The 17,144-nt window shown below is 35.0% G+C and carries 15 protein-coding genes; 13 read left to right on the forward strand and 2 right to left on the reverse strand.

Annotated elements, in window-relative coordinates:
- Window positions 1-401 precede the first annotated feature (401 nt).
- Complete coding sequence (locus QZ576_RS21780) at window positions 402-1,643, forward strand: site-specific integrase (protein ID WP_297101547.1); 1,242 nt, start codon at window positions 402-404, stop codon at window positions 1,641-1,643.
- Between the two features lie 635 nt (window positions 1,644-2,278).
- On the opposite strand, the gene QZ576_RS21785 is transcribed toward QZ576_RS21780, so the two are convergent.
- A complete protein-coding gene (locus tag QZ576_RS21785; protein WP_297101549.1) occupies window positions 2,279-3,793 on the reverse strand; it encodes an RNA-binding domain-containing protein in 1,515 nt (504 codons plus the stop codon).
- A gap of 53 nt (window positions 3,794-3,846) precedes the next feature.
- Here QZ576_RS21785 and QZ576_RS21790 point away from each other — a divergent pair, with 53 nt between their 5' ends.
- From QZ576_RS21790 to QZ576_RS21840, 12 genes are all read left to right on the forward strand, one after another.
- Window positions 3,847-4,155: an ATP-binding protein gene (locus QZ576_RS21790; protein WP_297101551.1), complete on the forward strand. Its 309-nt coding sequence runs from the start codon at window positions 3,847-3,849 to the stop codon at window positions 4,153-4,155.
- A complete protein-coding gene (locus QZ576_RS22570; protein WP_367270516.1) occupies window positions 4,115-4,315 on the forward strand; it encodes a BlaI/MecI/CopY family transcriptional regulator in 201 nt (66 codons plus the stop codon). The genes QZ576_RS21790 and QZ576_RS22570 overlap by 41 nt, the downstream gene beginning before the upstream one ends.
- 186 nt (window positions 4,316-4,501) lie before the next feature.
- Window positions 4,502-6,172 carry a hypothetical protein gene (locus tag QZ576_RS21795; protein ID WP_297101553.1) on the forward strand — a complete coding sequence of 557 codons (1,671 nt, stop codon included), beginning with the start codon at window positions 4,502-4,504 and terminating at the stop codon, window positions 6,170-6,172.
- 198 nt (window positions 6,173-6,370) lie between these two features.
- Entirely contained in the window at window positions 6,371-6,769 is a 399-nt protein-coding gene (locus QZ576_RS21800) for a DUF3244 domain-containing protein (protein WP_297101556.1), read from the forward strand.
- A gap of 256 nt (window positions 6,770-7,025) precedes the next feature.
- Window positions 7,026-7,709 (forward strand): hypothetical protein, encoded by a 684-nt coding sequence (locus tag QZ576_RS21805; protein ID WP_297101557.1) that lies wholly within the window; start codon window positions 7,026-7,028, stop codon window positions 7,707-7,709.
- A 118-nt stretch (window positions 7,710-7,827) separates the two neighbouring features.
- Window positions 7,828-8,241: a hypothetical protein gene (locus QZ576_RS21810; RefSeq protein WP_297101559.1), complete on the forward strand. Its 414-nt coding sequence runs from the start codon at window positions 7,828-7,830 to the stop codon at window positions 8,239-8,241.
- Window positions 8,242-9,480: 1,239 nt separating this feature from the next.
- Window positions 9,481-10,563 (forward strand): hypothetical protein, encoded by a 1,083-nt coding sequence (locus tag QZ576_RS21815; protein WP_297101560.1) that lies wholly within the window; start codon window positions 9,481-9,483, stop codon window positions 10,561-10,563.
- A 62-nt stretch (window positions 10,564-10,625) separates the two neighbouring features.
- Complete coding sequence (locus tag QZ576_RS21820; protein WP_297101562.1) at window positions 10,626-11,258, forward strand: hypothetical protein; 633 nt, start codon at window positions 10,626-10,628, stop codon at window positions 11,256-11,258.
- A 222-nt stretch (window positions 11,259-11,480) separates the two neighbouring features.
- Window positions 11,481-13,865 carry a TonB-dependent receptor gene (locus tag QZ576_RS21825; RefSeq protein WP_297101563.1) on the forward strand — a complete coding sequence of 795 codons (2,385 nt, stop codon included), beginning with the start codon at window positions 11,481-11,483 and terminating at the stop codon, window positions 13,863-13,865.
- A 13-nt stretch (window positions 13,866-13,878) separates the two neighbouring features.
- On the forward strand, window positions 13,879-15,006 hold the full coding sequence (locus QZ576_RS21830; protein WP_297101566.1) for a DUF4249 family protein: 1,128 nt from the start codon (window positions 13,879-13,881) through the stop codon (window positions 15,004-15,006).
- Between the two features lie 487 nt (window positions 15,007-15,493).
- Window positions 15,494-15,691 carry a hypothetical protein gene (locus QZ576_RS21835; RefSeq protein ID WP_297101568.1) on the forward strand — a complete coding sequence of 66 codons (198 nt, stop codon included), beginning with the start codon at window positions 15,494-15,496 and terminating at the stop codon, window positions 15,689-15,691.
- A 68-nt stretch (window positions 15,692-15,759) separates the two neighbouring features.
- Entirely contained in the window at window positions 15,760-16,584 is an 825-nt protein-coding gene (locus QZ576_RS21840) for a GLPGLI family protein (RefSeq protein WP_297101570.1), read from the forward strand.
- A gap of 357 nt (window positions 16,585-16,941) precedes the next feature.
- On the opposite strand, the gene QZ576_RS21845 is transcribed toward QZ576_RS21840, so the two are convergent.
- Window positions 16,942-17,144: hypothetical protein (locus QZ576_RS21845; RefSeq protein WP_297101572.1), on the reverse strand; the 203-nt coding region annotated here is incomplete at its 5' end.

Consider the following 17,144-nt stretch of genomic DNA (forward strand, 5'->3'; position numbering starts at 1 on the left):
GGGACGCTCTAGCCAACTGAGCTAATCAATCAAGAGGAAACCAGTTCAATTTTAACCTAATATAAAAGGATTCTTAGAGACCGAAGACCGTTGGATTCCATCGGATTATCTGTATGCTACTTTGTATGTATAAAAAGAAAAAGGAGCTACGATCTATTTCGTAACTCCTTGATATTGTTCGTGGAGAATACCGGAGTCGAACCGGTGACCTCTTGACTGCCAGTCAAATTTTATACTTTCTTATGATTGCCTTTGTTTTCTTAAGATGTTCTATAACAGTGGCTTAGTAAAATTTATTTATTCTTTATTTCCTTTGTTTTTACCTTAAATGCTATCTTTGTATGTATCTAGTATGTATCAAAATTGAGATACATACAATGTTAAAACCTTTGTAAAATAGCATGATTGGAGCCACAACAGCAGTCGTTCAGGACACAAGAGTATGTAAAAAAGATGGAACATACGCCATAAAATTGAGAATTACCTATAATCGGGAACAAAAATATTACCCTTTAGGAAAGTTTTTAACCAAAGAAGATTGGAAGATATTAAAATCGGGAAAGCATCGAAACACTGAACTTAAAGAACTGGAAGTTCATCTTTCTACCATTGAGAACAAGGCAGTTAAGATTCTTGATAAAATGGAATATTTTTCATATCCCGAGTTCCTGAATTTATTTAATGGGAAATCACAAAATAAAACATCTGTAATTGATGCCCTTAGTGACAGGCATGAGATGTTATTAAGAAAAAACAGGTTTAGTACCGCGGTAACCTTTCAATATACAATAAAAGCAATTGAAGATTATTTGGAATTTTTGAACCGGAAAAAACTCGCTTTTTCAGATATTACCCCTGATTGGTTACAAGCATTCGAGGCCTGGATGGTGGCAAATAGAAAGTCCATTACAACTGCAGGAATATATCTTCGAAATCTGAGGACGGTATTAAATCAAGCGATTGATGATGGTTTGTTGCCACGAGAATACTATCCGTTTTCTAAAAGTAAATACCAGATACCTTCTGCCAGAAATACAAAGAAAGCACTCGCTATTGCAGACATTAAAAAGATAATTGAATTTTCACCAAAAACCGAAGCGGCAAAGCGTGCAAAAGATTTGTGGGTTTTCAGTTACTTGTGTAATGGTGTGAATGTAAAAGATATTGCCAGGTTAAAATTTAAGAACCTCGATTCTAAACGGATCTCGTTTGTAAGGGCAAAAACCGAACGTTCAACAAAAACCAACCAAAAAAGCATTATTGTAATTCGTATACCGGAAATAAACACCATCATAAGGAAATGGGGAAATAAAAATACTGCTCCTGATGAATACGTCTTTCCAATATTATCAGAAGGTGATACGCCAGAGAAAGAACACGCCAAAATACAACAGGCAACTAAAACGATTAATAAATACACCAAGCGAATTGGAGAGGAGCTTGGCTTCGAATTGTCATTAACAACCTATACTGCCAGGCATTCATTTGCCACTGTATTAAAACGATCGGGTGCTCCTGTTGAGTTTATCAGTGAGAGCCTTGGTCATAGTAGTTTAAGAACCACCGAAAGTTATTTAGATACTTTTGAAGATGATACAAAGGAAAGCTATCAGCGTAAATTGTTGGATTTTAGTAAAGAATGATACCGAAATTAAACACAACGTTCCAACATCAAACCGTTAAACACCGGCTTTAAATATTTCCGAAAGATTTTCAAAAGGAAAAGAAATAAAAAATGAATGGAAAAAGCGGAAGTGTTGATGTGGGATTTTAAAAAAGTTTTAACCGAGTATACGAGGTTAAGTCTTTTTTTAACTGGCTTTGTGCGCAGGCAGTAATTAACTCTTCCGTTTTGGGAATGAATGGCTTTATGTCGGAAGCTTTTGAAAACCCGGAGGGCGTGTCTTTCGGAAATATGGATAACTTTGTTGATGGGTTTAAATAGTTCCCAATTAGAAGATAGTCCGAAGCAAATGCATTTGATAACAGAGTCTGGAATACGCTTATTGAACAACTTGCCATCCTTTGAAGCGCAATAAGAAACAAAGAACATGAAAAATAATAGAATTTATATAAATGATTGGTTAGAATTAAAACCATACGAAAACCAAACACTAACCGACAACTCATTCTTCATTTTATTTGACAGAAAGGCCTTTTGTTAAACGTGAATATTTAAAAAGCCTTCCAGAATAAGGGTTTTCTTACTTGATGATTATTTGATAGAATATTATTTAAATAAGAAATGTAGAAAATAATATGCTCGATTTGATTGGTTCTATTCTTCTTTTAGAAGAGCCAGAAACAAGTTTCCTCTCTCAGTTATTTTGTATTTCTGTTTGGAGCTTTTAGGCTTCTCCGGTATTGTCATTTGCAATAGCCCCAAGTCTAAAAACAAGTTGATATATTTGTTTCGGAATTTAGTTCTGTCCTTCCATTGTACTTTATCCATAATTAACTGAATAGCCTGGGCATTTATACATAGTTCCAGAATTGTTATGACTAAGTTCCAGCTTGGTTCCAACTTAGTTCCGACTTGGTTCCAACTTAGTGCCAGCTTAGTGCCTATAGTACTAAGTTCATTCTCAAACTCCTGCTGCAACTCCTGCCGTGACTCCTGCTGTTGTTTAAAGTTCTTGTTTGTGAAAGTTACTCTAAATCCTATACCCGGTTCTTTCCACGATAGTTCTATCTCAGGGTAGGCTTTAAGTTCATCTGCTATAAGTTGAAGCCCATTACCCCACTGCTCAATTATTCCAAGCCGTTTAAAAACCGGAGCCAGTGTTTTATTCCTAATATCCGATTGACCTGAATCCATATCGGAATAATCTACGGTTGGCATTAATTTGCCTGGACTTGTAATTTCTACTTTGTCGTCGAAAATGGCAATTTTAATGTCTTTGCCTGTAAGTGAATAATCTCGGTGGATTATGGCATTCCTGATAACTTCACGAATAGCAATTATCGGATATTCCCAACGGTCGTTACGAAATACCCCCTGATAATCGGTTGAACTTTGTGAAATGTGGCGCAAAACAAACTGGTAAGCTTGTTCTGCCTGAAGACTTACATTTGTATCAATAGTTTTCTGGTCAATAAAATTTCCCGGAACAGTTCCTTTAAACCTCGCACATTCAACTTTGCTATAAGGGAAAATTTGTTTCCGAATTTCATCATCAGACAATAAAATCAAAGCTTTGGTTGCCAATTCCTTTCCCTGTTCTTGCTTGTACAATTCAAGTTTGTGGAGTATTTGATTTGTAATCTTTTCTCCGGTTTTTTCAAAAAACAAATCGCTGAATGAAGTCAATTCGATTTCATCAACACTTTTTTGAAACACCAATTCGCTGTCAAAAGAAATATTTTGCTTTTGCCTTTCCAGTTCCTGAATCATCTCTTCAGATGCCTGACGATTAGATGAGCCAACCCGAATAAATGTACCATTCTTTATGCCCTTACTTTTTAGGTGATAGGGAGGAGTACTTCCCTTGTGAATGGTCGTACAAATAATCCGTTTGTCTTCATGTTTCAAAAACACTATTTCCGGTAAAACAATAGGCGAACATTGGTCATGAATAATGTTGCTGATTCTTTCCTCTAACTCAATAAGTTGGTTTTCATCAACTCCAACTATTTTCCTCGGGTTATCCTGAACTCCAATATAAAGCTCACCACCAGCATCATTTGCAAAACTTATTATTGTCTTGGCTAAGTCTGCATTGGTTGGCAACTTTGCTTTAAATTCAAGTCGCCTGCCTTCTGGCTGTTGGAGTATTTCTTTTAATCTCGACATATTGGTTTCAAATATCGCCAATTATTCTACTCTATCAAAAATCCTTTCACCTATTGCTGGTATTCTTTACAGTTACAAAAAATGAAATCACCCTGAATATTTTTCTAAACAAAAGTGAAGCGCGTAACCGCACTTTAGCAAAAGTATTTAAAGAGCTTAGGCTAATCGAACAATGGGGGACCGGACTAAACCGCATTATTGAATCGTGCAAAGAACGAGGCTTAAATCCTCCCAAAATTGAAGAAAAGAATGACTTTTTCGATATCGAACTTTATCGGCCAAGGCAGGTAGCACCACTAATTTCGACCGATAACCCGTCGGATGCCGTCGGATTGCAACGATCAGGAAAGAACAGTTGTTGAATACATCCTAGAACAAGGTTCGATTAAATCAAAAGAAGTAGGAAATTTGCTGAATATCAAAGAAAGCCGTACTAGAGAACTGCTGAGGATAATGGTAGATAAGTCTCTTGTGGCAAAAGAAGGGAAAGGCAGGAGTACTTATTATACTTTGCCTAAATAGTACAAAATCCATTGGTTCTAGTCTTTATTACTAACATTTACATTTATTGCCAATCCATAGTAGAAAGTATTTGATATACACAAAATACAATAGTTCTCTTTATATTTTTTATTGACAAGTACAACCGACCTTAAATCCCAAACAAACTTTAAATAAATTTCTATATTTGAAAAAAACCTTAATCACATGAATAAAAGGCTAATAACAATTTTCATATATACCTGTATATTGTTTCTTGGCGTTTCCTGTCGATTTCAGGACAAAAAGGTGAAGCCAGTTCTTGAAAGAGCCGAAGCCTTGTTAGAAACTCACCCCGACAGTGCCCTGGTAATACTTAACGAAATTGCCAATCCGCAATCGCTGCGAAAATCATTGTATTACGAATATTTTCTATTGCAAATACAGGCCAAATATAAAAGCGATAAAGATATTACTGCCGATACCTTAATTTTTACAATTCGAGATTATTATCGAGATAGGGATAAACCAGAAGAAACAGCTTTGGCAACATTTTACAGTGGCAGGGTTTATCAGGAACAGAATAAACTTGAAGAAGCATTACAACAATATCTAGACACCGAACAGCTTTTAAAACAAAGTCAAGATTTTAATTTAAAAGGTTTGTGCCAAAGTGCTATTGGCAACATTTACTATCAGCAGCTTCTTGATGATAAAGCAATAGGGCATTATAAAACTGCAATGGAGTACTTTCATCAAGCAGAGAATTATAGGAACCAGATTATATGTATTAGGTTTACAGGCAACTGTTTCCTTATTACAGGAAAAACTGATAGTGCTTTTCTATATTATGAAAAAGGCTTGTATCTGGCTGATAAATATGGTGTTGAAAGCCAACAGATAGAAGTTCGACAGAGCTTAGGGGTTGCTTATAGGGAAATTGAAAAATGGAAACAGTCTCAAACATTTTTTGAAGAAGCATTGGCTTTTTCAAAAGACTCACTTAATAAAGCAAGGTTATTTGCAAATCTCGCCAAACTTTTTGTATTACAGGATAAAAATGAATTGGCAATTTTTCATTTACAAGAAGCTATAAACTATATACCTACCGAGCAAAATAACCATCTTGCCGCTAATATTTACAATACTTGGACTTCCATTGAAGAAAATCAAGGCAACTATCGTAATGCACTTGACAAAAATAGACTTTACAATAAATACCTTGCTGAAATTATCTACGACAACAAAAACACCACGATATTGGAGCTTGAAGAAAAATATAACTTCCAGCTTATTGAAAACCGGAACAAACAGTTATTGATTGAGCGACAAAGGATTTTATTAATTTTCCTATTTGCAATTTTAGTTCTGGGATTACTTATTTTTCGTTTATTAAAACGCTCCCAAAAAAACAAAAAACAATTAGAAGAAACAGAAAAAAAAGTACGGCAACTAAATAAATTAGCAAAAAGCTTTGATGATAAAGAAGAATCGTTCCGCAACGTTTTAATTCAGCATTTTGGAATAATAAAAAAAGCCGCTTTACTGGAGGGCTACTTAAAAGAAGATGAACGAAAAAAAGGACAATCTTTGTTACGAAAATTTAACGAGGTAGTTTATGGTCGGAAAAAACTAAACTGGAATGTACTGTATAAAACACTTAACAAATTAAACAATGGATTCTTTGACGAGTTCAAAAATCAATTTCCACAGCTTGATGAATCCGAATTTCGTATTTGTTGTTTAATGTATGTCGATTTTAATAACACCGAAATTGCAATATTATTAAACTACAGCATTAATACAGTACAAGCAAAAAGAACTTTGATAAGAAAAAAGTTAGGTATAAAAACCTATGGTAATATTTGCGATTTTATGAGTTCTGCAACAAAAAACTAGTCCCATTTTCTCCTCTTTTTAACAATAAATTGGGTAAAAAGCTGTATGGAAATACATATTTCTTTATTGCATTTTGTTGATAATGTGGTTTTTGTGATTTTAAATAGCTTGTAAAAAGTTATATGTAGCAGAAATTTCCTTGTCCTGAAATTTTTGTCCATATACATTTGTGTCAAACAATTTACAACCCAGGAAATCATGAAAAATTTATTCAAAATTTGTCTCTTATTATCTGTTATAATTCCACTGGTAAGTCATTCTTCAAATGTAACTCTCCCGGAAAATGATGCTGAAAAAAGAATTGAACTAAAAGGTTATTTGGAAGGTAGCTCAACTACAAAATCCGTTTTTCAAACACCTGTTGAAGCAACAATTAGTTCAAACAGTTTAAATGTTGATTTTTTATCGACACTTGGGGATATTAATGTTGAAGTTATTTCTGTATCAGAAGGTTTAGTTTATACAAACACCGTAAATACGCAAACACAACAGAGCTTGTCAATTAATGTTTCCGATTGGGATTATGGTATGTACGAAATCCGTTTTACAGATTCTGAGGGGAATTATTTGTACGGTACTTTTGAAATAGGTTTGTAGCAATCTTTCGCAATCAAAGGTCTAAATGGATACCGTTTGCTTAAAATATGTGCTCCGTTAAACAACACATTTTGTCAATGAAAATAATATCTCGAAAAAATACTGAATTCTAATATTTGGATCAGATTGTCATGAGAATTGCCAGTTACAAAGGCAGAGAAGTGGTAACACAGTCTGAAATTTTAACTGCCTAAAATCTATAAATTTAAATAATCAATTTATTGTTGGTTATAACTACATTTTAAAATAGAAAATTATGAAGAAATACATTTATTTATTATCATTAATCAGTTTAGTATTTGTTGTATCATGTTCTGACAATGAAGATGAAATAATTCAGGCTGATGTGCAAATGGAGCAATCGGAAAATATTGTTTTGATTCCTGAAGATGGCATTGAACCTGATTCTTTAATAGAAAGTATCGTTGCAAGTAATCCTGATGCGTACGTATTTGAAGATTCACATTCGGAACTATGGACTAATGAGAATTTGAAATCTACAACTACAACTTCGTTATCTGTGGAAGGTTATGATATGAAGCAATATTTAAGTTCGTTTAATACTATGTTTCTATCTGGTTTAAGTTGTGATAGTAGAATAAAGTCCAATATAACCTATTTAGTGAAAAAGTATCGATATAAAAAGTCAATACAGATTCCTAAAGGTGCAACTCTTATTCTTCCGCCTGAATCATATATGGGAACAATGTCTCCCATGGGGTATTTGCCTGGAACAAGTAACTACGGTTATTCCTACGAGTTGATTTCGTCGGGAAACGTATATGATACATATTACTTGATGACAGAAGGTTCTGAGATAGTATATAATATTTATGGGCAACAACTCTTCTCCTTAGATAATCCTGTATATATTCCATGTAAAGTGCAGACTCCTCATGATATTATTTTCAAATATCAATATAGCGTCATTGAGTGGTAATTATATTCACAAAAGACCGAATTGAATAGATTTTGAATGGATTCGTTTAAAATCTATTCATTCAGTTTATTTTTTATGAATAATCAAAACGTTACGTTTAAGTTTAAAATAAAATACCATGAAAAAACTATTAGCCTTATTCCTTTTCATATTTAGCTTGAGCTGCTCAAATGAAGATGAAACGGTTACTCTTGATGTTTCAAGTATCAAACTTATGGATGTAGGTCAGATTACCTACGATTATAGTTTTGATGCTACGTTTGTTGGAGATAGTACATGCGAGTGTAAGATTAGAACAATAAACATAAAAAAGGGCGATACTATTGCGTCATTAGATGCCTTTGTAAAAGGAAGTGAACTATTCATTGATATCATTTCATCCCCCTATGATTTTGATTGTAACCTGGATTCTTGTTTAACGGTACACGATTTATATTTTAATTTGAATTTATTGAATCAAAAAGAATACTATGTTACGCTTTCTATTAATAATGGCATTGTGGAAAATGGTAATCTTCATGAATTCAACTAATGGACAAAATAGAATTGAAAAGTATTATATATTAAGTGAAGGCGACTATTAAAAACTTCTTTTTTTAATACTTGGATATTCTTATTAAAATTCGAAATATATAGACTATACTCGGAAAACATCCATTAAAATAGTATGTGCAAATCAACAAATACCTATATAAAACCAATTGCGATCAAAGTCTAAATAATTAATATTCAATTGCATGAATTTTTTTCTTTTTTAGTTATATCTGAGTAATAAAGGCTTGAAATAAGTAATAGTGAGCATTAGGTTTGAACTGCATATGTACATATTCCTAGTATTTGAGAAAATTTTAACCGCAACGACGCACTTTAACATCATAGATTTTGAAAAAATATTTCAAATACAGTTTAAATTTTTCGGGGAAGAACCAATTTATTTGGTAGGCCTCCCCGGGGATGAGCACACGCATTAATTTGTTCCCGGCCCGGGGAGGCAGGCAGTTTTGAAGACAATCCGTACAAAACGTATCCCCACTACCGGTTTGAGCAAAGATTCTGGGTTTTCATGCCATCTTTAATATATACTTGAGGCTGTTGACAAACAACAATAGCCTCAATGAAGAATTTTGGTTAGAAGCCATACAAGCAAGTAAAGAGTATATTGACTATTACTGTACCGATATTTTGCAGGTAAGCCAGCGCATAAATCCGTATTCTGAACCGCTAATGGTCCACTCAAACATTAATAACGCAGCAGGAACTTTTGCGGGGTATAACCGGCAAATGATATATTTATTCACATATTAGGCAAAAAGAACTTTGAGCTTGATAATTTATCTCGTTTTAATAAGGGAATTAGCCATGTAAACCGTTAAAGAGGTCCTAAAAAGTTATATTTTACCGCTTCATGCAAAGGGTTAAGTGCTACATATTTAATCAATTACTATTTTGACGTCCCATCAAAAAGCTATATGGCGACTATATTTCGTTGTTTGAATGCTTATGATCAGGTACTTTTATCCATGGAGTTTACAAACCAATGACAATGCAACTGAAATTAACCGACTGGTGGTGCTAATTTATATTACCGATCAGAAAATTGCAGGATTATTTTGAAAGTCAATTAGGAGAATGATTTAGCATACATGAAAAATCATAATGAATTTAAAGATAAACAACCCAGCCCTTTTAAAAAGAACCGGGTTGCAGAGTTTTATTATAAACCCGGAGAGGGAAGTTCACGGCTTCCCTTTCCACATAACGTTACAAACGTATGAAAAAATTATTTTTGTTTGCTATGGCTGTAACATGTTTAAGCATTTTTAATGCCTGCGAAAAAAGTGATGAACTGATCGATCAAAGTATCGATGAACAGTTGCTTGATGTAACTAAACCTGATGTTTATTCTGAAAATGGATATCTGGTCGTCAAAAGTTTTGAAATCGCTGATAGTTTAAGATTGATGTTGCAAAACAAATCCCTTGAAGAACAATCCATTTGGGAAAATCAAATGGGACTAAAATCTGCAAAGATGTTTCGAGCTGAAGCGTCAGATAAACTAGCTGGTTTTGAGGATTATGACAATGCTAAAAGATATGCTGAGCATTTAGTCAAAGAAGGTTATTTTAATATGGTGGATTCATCGTTATGTTATCCCTTTTTAGATTATTCATTGGATTGTATCCTAAATAAAGATGGTATTATAAAGATTGGTACTGTAATATATTGTTTTCAAAAGGATGCACAAATTAGTATAATTGATGGAAGTGAGAATACATTAAGCCAGTATTTAAGTAATCCGGAGAACTGCGACACCTCTGTTGTTAAGGTACATGCATACCAAAAATTGAAATCAACAATCCCTACTAATTATGGAGATGTAGTGCCCGGCGTTAGAAAATACTCTGATGGTGGAGGAGTAAGGTGGACACTCTACTTCAAATATGATAAAGCCACCATTGAAGTTCCAAATCCCAATGGAGGTACTCATACGATACAGAATGGCCTTAAATATTATCTATATTTTCATAAAGAGAAAAAAGCGACATTTGGATGGCGCGATTCCAAAGGCTATTTTAGTCATCAACATCTAAGTTATGATTTGGGCGGTAATTATGATCCATATGAAGGAGCTTATTTTCGCCATGATATTGATATGACTCCCGCTCCAGGTTATACACAAATAAATTATTCAGAACTTTCAAATGTATATCTTGAATTAGAACCGTGGAATTTTAATTGGCCGTTAGACCCTATGCCTTCATCCTATCCAGGTACTGCCCCGATCATAAATAACTTTTCTTGCAATGGTAAACTTATATCTCACGATATAATTATAAATTTAACCATTAATTAGATAGCGTTATTGGAAGCTCAATATAGAATTGAGCTTCCTTGCTTAGCAGAGAACAGAAAACAATGAAACAGATTACAATTATTCTAAGCCTGTTATTTGCAGGCTATTTCTCCTTTTCGCAAGAAAAAACAGAGTACGGAATTAGCACCGAAGGCTCGTGGTTTATGCCCCATCGAGAACCGGAATATCGCGGATTGGAAACCAAAAACGGGTTTGGGACCGGGATTGGTGTATATGCCTCGCGATATATTTTCTGGAGGGTTTCTGCCGATATTGGTATTGCTTACCGTTACAAACAAATGCAGCAGCATTATTCGGTATATACAGGTACTAATGACCCTAATGGATATGCAATTAATGCAGAAGGTTGGAACAAACTCCCCATGCACTATGTAGTTGTTCCTATTCATCTAAAAGTGTTATTAAGTAAAAACTTTTTTGTTAAAGGAGGAATAGAATCCACCTGGTTACTGAATTACGAAATTGTAAACGAAAAGCCAGAATTTAACTGGATAGTTGGCTTCGGGAGCCAGAAATATAAGTTGAAATGGTCGGTTAATTACATCAGAGGATTTAAAGAACAGGGATTTCTACATAAAAACATAGAGCCTGAAGGATATTACAAAGGTTCAATAAACAGGAACAACATGCTGCAACTACAGCTTTCATATCCGTTAGGGCAATTAAAGTTTTGATGAAGGGCTTGCAGCTTACGAATTATCTTGAAGTTTGAGTAATGATTGCCTATTTTTCAATCACTTTAACATAGATTTGCGCCTGTTAACAAAGATTGTATTGCGAAATATATTTAGGTTTTATTTCTTGCACTGGTACCAAATAGTGATGCTAAAAAAGTAAATAAAGTACCATTGTAATTTGTGTTTTTGTTGAATACGTGCCTTTTACCATTTTTTAAAATGACCAAACAAAAATTAGCCTTTTTACTATTGTTTTTAAGTACCCTTGTTCAGGTTTCAGCACAAAATAACATAATTATATCCGGTTTTATCCGCGACTCTGTTTCTGTTGAAAACCTATATCATGCTACTATATACGAAACCAGCAATAAACGAGGAACCATAAGTAATGCCTACGGTTTTTATTCTTTAAGTATCCCCGCTGGCCAGGTGCAGTTGCGTGTTTCGTTTGTTGGTTATGAGGAACAAAGACTTCCCTTTTATGCACAAACTGACACTACAATCAACTTTCAGTTAACTACAAAGAATGATTTACAAGAAGTAGTCGTAAAAGCGCAATCGTTAAAACAAAAACCAACTTTTTTCGGGCACGAACAAATCAATATGCAAACGGTTAAGGCGCTGCCTGCCTTTGCCGGAGAACAAGACGTGCTTAAAAGTCTGACTGTTTTACCGGGAGTTCAACAGGGTTATGAAGGAAGTGCCGGGGTATTTGTGCGCGGCGGCAGTCCTGATCAAAACCTGATTCTGCTTGATGGAGTACCCGTTTATAATGCGACCCATTTGTTTGGTTTTGTTTCGGTGTTTACGCCCGAAGCGTTGCAAAGTGTCGATTTTTACAAAGGTGGTTTCCCTGCCCGCTATGGAGGCCGTTTGTCGTCGGTTATTGATGTGCGTATGAAAGAAGGAAATAAAAACCATCCTGAAACCGATCTCACTATTGGTCCGATAACTTCAAAATTTACGCATCAGGGCCCTATAAAACAAGGTAAATCGTCGTATTTAATTTCGGCCCGCCGAACACTGCTCGATTTGTTTGTTACCGGTATCGCTAAAATAAGCCAGGCTTCAAACAACGAGGTCGTTGTGCCCGGATTAAACCTTTACGATCTGAATGCAAAATTTAATTTCGAACTCAACCCTAAAAACCGTTTGTATTTAAGCTTTTATGGAGGAGGTGACCGTTTGTCATCTAATTTTAAAGACAATTATTCATTGGATGAGAGCGAAACCAAACAAAGCACCAAAGTAAAATTGAAATGGGGAAACCAAATTGGCGCGCTACGATGGACGAGCCAGTTGGGCAACAGGCTCTATCTAAATACAAGCCTTTCCAGCGGTTCATTCCGCTATAATATTCACAACAAGTATACTCAATCGGTTAAAAATCAGGATGGAGAAGAAGAGATTTGGTCTGATATTGAGTACAAAACCCGGGTAAACAATAACAAACTACAATTTCTATTCGATTGGTATTTGCCTAAAAATAAAATTCAGTTTGGTACAAGCGCAGAGTTAAATAGCTATCTGCCCGGCGAACAGGAAATTGAGCGTCACGACGGGCAAAATACCCAAAGAGGCAACGGTGAGGTCAACAATAAAGCACTGGCACTTTTTATGGATGATCAGCTTAATATTGGCGATAAACTTACTGTTCAGGGTGGACTTCGGCTTGACTTGTATGATTTGGGAGGAAAATGGTACAGTTATATAACGCCAAGAGCAAATGCAAAATGGGCAGTAAACAATAATCTAAGCCTCTTTTTCTCGTACGATCAAATGGTTCAGCCGCTGCATTTATTAACAAATAGCAGTGTGGGATTACCATCGGATATTTGGGTGCCGGCTACCGAAAATATTAAACCCGAAACCTCACAACAAATCACCTTTGGAAGCTATTTAAAATTTAACGACAAGTTTTCTTATAAGTTCGACTCGTACTACAAAACCATGGATGGCGTAATAAATTACAAAGCCGGAAACAGCTTCATGGATATTTACGACAATTGGGAAGATCTGGTTGAAACCGGTAGTGGCGAAGCCTGGGGTTTCGAAAACTCATGGAATTACAAAACGTCGCGATTAAATGCATGGATAAATTATACACTTTCGTGGAACGAGCGCAAATTTGAAAGCATCAATGAAGGAAAAGCCTTCCCGTTTAAATTTGATCGTCGCCACGACATTAATTTAGGCTTTGTGTATAATTTAACCGATAATATTGAGTGCTCGGCAGTGTGGACCTATCAAACAGGTATGGCAGCTACTATTCCGGTGCAGGATTTTCAGGCAGCAGGACCAATCGACTATACGATTACCGATTTTATTACCAATATTGATATTGAAGACACCCATCGTATTCAATACTTCGATGAATACAACAGCTACCGGCTACCTGCATTTCATCATTTAGACCTTAGTGTTACGTTTAAGAAACAAATGGGAAGTTTTTACCGCGAATGGAAACTGGGAGTGTATAACGCATACGCCCGCCAAAATGCGTATATGTACTATCCACAAACATCGCCCACTGGCGAAACGAAGTATAAACAAGTGTGTATTTTCCCAATAATTCCTTCAATCAGTTACCATATAAAATTTTAAAGCACGACGAATTATGAAGAGGTTTATTTTAAAATTTTTACTCCTGTCGTTTTCGGTGTTTTTGATGTTACCCGCTTGTGTTAAAGACATGGAAATTGATGTGCCAGAAACCAGCAAAGAAGTTGTTGTTACCTGTTTGTTTAGCCCTCAGGACAAATGGGAACTTACACTTTCTGAAACCAAAAATATACAGGAAAACGAGGACATTTATATTGAAGATGCAAACGTGGAAATTATCGCAGAAACCGGAGAAATTATAGCACTTGATTATACGGGTGAAAATGGGGTATATAAAAGTGGTAGCTACCCAGAGATGGGAAAAAGCTATACCCTAAAAGTTAATATTCCAGGATATAACGAAATAACTGCACAGAGTATGGTTCCCGATTTTGTTGAAGTCACTGTTCCTGATTTTGAAATAAAATGGGTAAAATACCTCTACCCCAATAATCTTATGGATTATGATGTTTTCCCGTTGCAGGTAAACTTTGGAGAAACAGTACAAGATGCACGGTTCCTGTTCCGATCCTATTATTTCGATCCAAGTGAAGGATATAAACGGTACATGCTTACCATGGATTCTTTGGAAAAACTTAAAAAGGCGGGGTTGCCGGAAAATGCATACCTCGAATTAGCTGGGCTGGCTGACCTATGGATTATAGATCAGTGGGTTTTTGATCATATCCTCTTCGACCTTGTTTTTTTTGAGGATTCTGATTTAAAGCAGAGATTATCGCATTTATTGTACCAAGACTTAAAACAAAAAACGGTTTCTGCACGTGAGTATGAAGCTTTTGGGAGATCGGTATGTTTTGGAAATGATTATTGGCTGAATAATGTTTCATACGATGTGATGACCACAATTGGAGAGGCAGAAAATGTTACCCATGCAAAATTACTATACGCTAACGCCAATCTTAAATATTCAATGGAGCATAACTATAACCTCAATGAAGAATTTTGGTTAGAAGCCATACAAGCAAGTAAAGATTATATTGACTACTACCGTACCTATATTTTGCAGGTAAGCCAGCGCATAAATCCGTATTCAGAACCGGTAATGGTTCACTCGAACATTAATAACGCAACAGGAATTTTTGCGGGGTATAACCGGCAAATGATATATTTATTTACGTATTAAATCCCACATAATCGACTATACTCGGAAAATATTCATTAAAACAGTATGTGCAAATCAACAAAAAACCTATATGAAACCAATTGTGATCAATGTCTAAATGGTTAATATTCAGCCCTGTGTGTTTTTTTTGGTCTTTTTTAAAAAGTTATATCAGAGTAATAAAGGCTTGCAAGAAGTAATAATAATAATTAGATTCGAAGTACATATTTACATATTCCTAATATTCGAGAAAGTTATAACCGCAACGACGCACTCAAATATCTATAGATTTTGAAAAAATATTTCAAATACAGTTTTAATTTTTCGGGGAAGAATAAATTTATTTGGTAGGCCTCCCCGGGGATGAGCACACGCGTTAATTTGTTCCCGGCCCGGGGAGGCAGGCAGTTTTGAAAACAGCCCGTACAAAACTACCATCCGGGACACACTTTTGCATGTTGGCAGCTGTGAAAGTAGGGGTAATGCCATGAATACAAAATTTTACAGTATGAAGAAGTTTTTAAAAAAATCTCTATTGATCGGTTTCTTTTTAGCTGGTTTTGCAATGATGAGTATGGCTTTTATTTGTGTACCAATAAGTGTTGATTGCGGAGATGGTACAGGAGGATCTGCATATGCTTGTGGAGAATCAACTGCAGAAATTATTCAAAATGCGATGTTAATGGCAGATGACATTTGTGATTAATTAATAGCAACAGCAACATGGGATAGATTAATCTATCCCATGTGTATTTAATCTTTAGACAAAATAATATGAAATCTATTTCTTTTATATTTTTACTCATCACTTTAAATTCATTCGCTCAAGAATTTGTATCTGTAGATTCAGCAAGTATAAATTGTTATTATTTATATGAATTCCAGCAGGATTCATCAGATAATAATTCGATTAAAAGTCAGGAAATGATATTGCAAATCGGCAAGCACACATCAAAATTTACAAGTGAAAGCAAACAATACTTAGACTCATTGCTGATCGTCCACGAAAATGAGTCTGCAGAAGTTGCCGTAGGAAAGATTCTTCCTATGGTAATGGGGGCTGGAATACATGCTTTTTGCAATTATGAAATCTATAAGAATTACCCTCTGTTAGGAAATATTGTAACAACTGGATATATTAACAATAATTATATTAAAACAAGTGAGGAAATCTTGTCTGATTGGGAATTAATTACTGGAAAAGACACAATCATTTCTGGATTAAAATGCAATAAAGCCCAAATAAATTATGCAGGAAGAAAGTTTAAAGCATGGTTTGCACCTGAAATACCGATTCAGGAAGGACCTTATAAATTTAGTGGATTACCTGGCCTGATTATAGATATAAGTGATGCGCAAAAGCAACACCATTTTTCATTAACTCAATTTCAAAAAATAAATGAATCATCAATATACTATTCGAATAAAAACTATATTGACGTATCACCTCCCGATTTTGCAAAAGCTATTCATCTAAGGTCTAAGATAATGTATGACAAGATACTAAATGAGGATGGTATTGTAGCAAAAAACGATGAGAGCAAAGCAAAAATGTTAGCACGACAAAAAGCAAGAAACAATTTTATTGAAAAATATTAAGAAAATACAGGAACCTCAATACCACTATCCATATTCAGAACAGGTAATGGTCTATACAAACATTAAAAACGCAACAGGGATTTTTGCGGGGTATAACCGGCAGATGATATATTTATCGACGTATTAACCCCCGCATAATCGACTATACTCGGAAAATATTCATTAAAACAGTATGTGCAAATCAACAAAAAACCTATATGAAACCAATTGTGATCAATGTCTAAATGATTAATATTCAATCTTGTGTGTTTTTTGGTCTTTTTTAAAAAGTTATATCTGAGTAATAAAGGATTGCAATAAGTAATAATGATAGTTAGATTTGAACTACATATATACATTTCCTAATATTTGAGACGATTATAACCGAAACGACGCACTTAAATATCTATAGATTTTGGAAAAATATTTCAAATACAGTTTTAATTTTTCGGGGAGGAATAAATTCATTTGATAGGCCTCCCCGGGGATGAGCACACGCATTAATTTGTTCCCGGCCCGGGGAGGCAGGCAGTTTTGATAAACCGCCCGTGCAAAACTACCATCCGGGACGCACTTTTGCA

It is taken from the genome of uncultured Draconibacterium sp. (assembly GCF_913060805.1).
Classification (GTDB): Bacteria; Bacteroidota; Bacteroidia; order Bacteroidales; family Prolixibacteraceae; genus Draconibacterium.

What these genes read in the sequence shown, in the direction of transcription:
- QZ576_RS21780 (WP_297101547.1), top strand. Translation starts at nt 402, where the DNA reads ATGATTGGAGCCACAACAGCAGTCGTTCAGGACACAAGAGTATGTAAA.
- QZ576_RS21785 (WP_297101549.1), bottom strand. Translation starts at nt 3,793, where the DNA reads ATGTCGAGATTAAAAGAAATACTCCAACAGCCAGAAGGCAGGCGACTT.
- QZ576_RS22570 (WP_367270516.1), top strand. Translation starts at nt 4,115, where the DNA reads ATGCCGTCGGATTGCAACGATCAGGAAAGAACAGTTGTTGAATACATC.
- QZ576_RS21795 (WP_297101553.1), top strand. Translation starts at nt 4,502, where the DNA reads ATGAATAAAAGGCTAATAACAATTTTCATATATACCTGTATATTGTTT.
- QZ576_RS21800 (WP_297101556.1), top strand. Translation starts at nt 6,371, where the DNA reads ATGAAAAATTTATTCAAAATTTGTCTCTTATTATCTGTTATAATTCCA.
- QZ576_RS21805 (WP_297101557.1), top strand. Translation starts at nt 7,026, where the DNA reads ATGAAGAAATACATTTATTTATTATCATTAATCAGTTTAGTATTTGTT.
- QZ576_RS21810 (WP_297101559.1), top strand. Translation starts at nt 7,828, where the DNA reads ATGAAAAAACTATTAGCCTTATTCCTTTTCATATTTAGCTTGAGCTGC.
- QZ576_RS21815 (WP_297101560.1), top strand. Translation starts at nt 9,481, where the DNA reads ATGAAAAAATTATTTTTGTTTGCTATGGCTGTAACATGTTTAAGCATT.
- QZ576_RS21820 (WP_297101562.1), top strand. Translation starts at nt 10,626, where the DNA reads ATGAAACAGATTACAATTATTCTAAGCCTGTTATTTGCAGGCTATTTC.
- QZ576_RS21825 (WP_297101563.1), top strand. Translation starts at nt 11,481, where the DNA reads ATGACCAAACAAAAATTAGCCTTTTTACTATTGTTTTTAAGTACCCTT.
- QZ576_RS21830 (WP_297101566.1), top strand. Translation starts at nt 13,879, where the DNA reads ATGAAGAGGTTTATTTTAAAATTTTTACTCCTGTCGTTTTCGGTGTTT.
- QZ576_RS21835 (WP_297101568.1), top strand. Translation starts at nt 15,494, where the DNA reads ATGAAGAAGTTTTTAAAAAAATCTCTATTGATCGGTTTCTTTTTAGCT.
- QZ576_RS21840 (WP_297101570.1), top strand. Translation starts at nt 15,760, where the DNA reads ATGAAATCTATTTCTTTTATATTTTTACTCATCACTTTAAATTCATTC.